We start from the raw sequence: 1,192 nt of genomic DNA on the forward strand, positions 1-1,192 counted from the left end.
CAGGGTGTCGGCGATCAGCAGCAGCAGGGCGAGTGCGAGCAAGGGTGGGCGCGCGTCGCGTGCGACCGGCTCGTCGATCGGCAGGATCGGGGCGCCCAAGCCTGCGAGATCGAGCGCCGCCAGCGTGTCGGTCGGCGTGAGGGCGTTCACGGCGAGCGTGCCGTCGGCCGGGCCGTAGAGGCCGGGCGGATGAGCGAGCGTGCCACGGCCGGCATAGTTGCGGGGGACGGGCTGGCTGGTCGCGGGCGGGATGCGGAAGCGGCCGCTGCCGTCGAGCACGCGGGTCGGCGAGAGCGTCTCGACGCGGACCTCGTCGGCTTGTGCATCTGCGGCAGGGCCGGTGCCGGCGAGATTCACGACCCGGCGCAGCATCTCCACGAAAAGGCCGGAGAGAGGCAGGTTCGACCAGGTGGTGTCGGCGGTGACATGGACCATGGCGATCAGGCCGTCGCCGCGCCGCTCGCCGGTGACGACGGGCGTGCCGTCTTCCAGCGCGGCCCAGGTCTTGCGCGACAGATCGGCCTCGGGCTCGGCCAGGATCTGGCGGCTGACGCGGATGTCGTCGTTGATGGTCAGGCCGTAGAAAGGGCTTTCGCGCGTGAAGGGCGCGAGCTTGCGCGGCGTCTCCCAGGACAGGCCGCCGCCCAGCGTGCGGCCGCCGCGCCGCAGGCGCACCGGCGTCAGATCGTCCGAGGAGGCGGCGAGGCGTGCGCCTGCGAAACGCAGCAGAACGCCGCCGCGGGTGACGAATTCGGAGACTTTCGCGCTGGTGTCGCGGTCGAGCGCGCCGATATCCGCGAGCACGAGTACCGAGAGGTTCTGGGCGAGAAGCTCGCCGACCGGATCGGTCGAGCCCTGGCGCGGCTCGCGCACCTCGGCGAAGGGTTGCAGGGCACGCGAAATGTAATAGGTCGGCGACAGCAGCGGCTGGGCGGTGTCGGCGGTGGCGCCCGAGACGATACCGATCCGGCGGCGCTTGGCGCGGTCATCGAGCAGGGCGACGGCGCCGGCGCTGTTCTCGCCGAGGATCTCGAGCCGCGACACCGCGTTGCGGACTTCGATGGGCAGGGTCAGGCGCGCCGTCGTCTGGAGGTTCGAGCCCTCGAAAATGAAAGGCGCGTCGCCGAGCGGCAGGCCCTTGAGGTCGAGCGCCCGTACCTGTCCGGTGGCTGGCGCACTTGCCGTCGGGCGC

Annotated in this window: 1 pseudogene; it reads right to left on the bottom strand. The window is 71.9% G+C overall.

Annotated features, from left to right (window positions below):
• Positions 1-1,192: pseudogene (locus tag ACIPIA_RS16685) on the bottom strand (DUF4159 domain-containing protein); the annotation flags it as partial.

This window comes from Allobosea sp. CER48, from assembly GCF_044752385.1.
Taxonomy (GTDB): domain Bacteria; phylum Pseudomonadota; class Alphaproteobacteria; order Rhizobiales; family Beijerinckiaceae; genus Allobosea.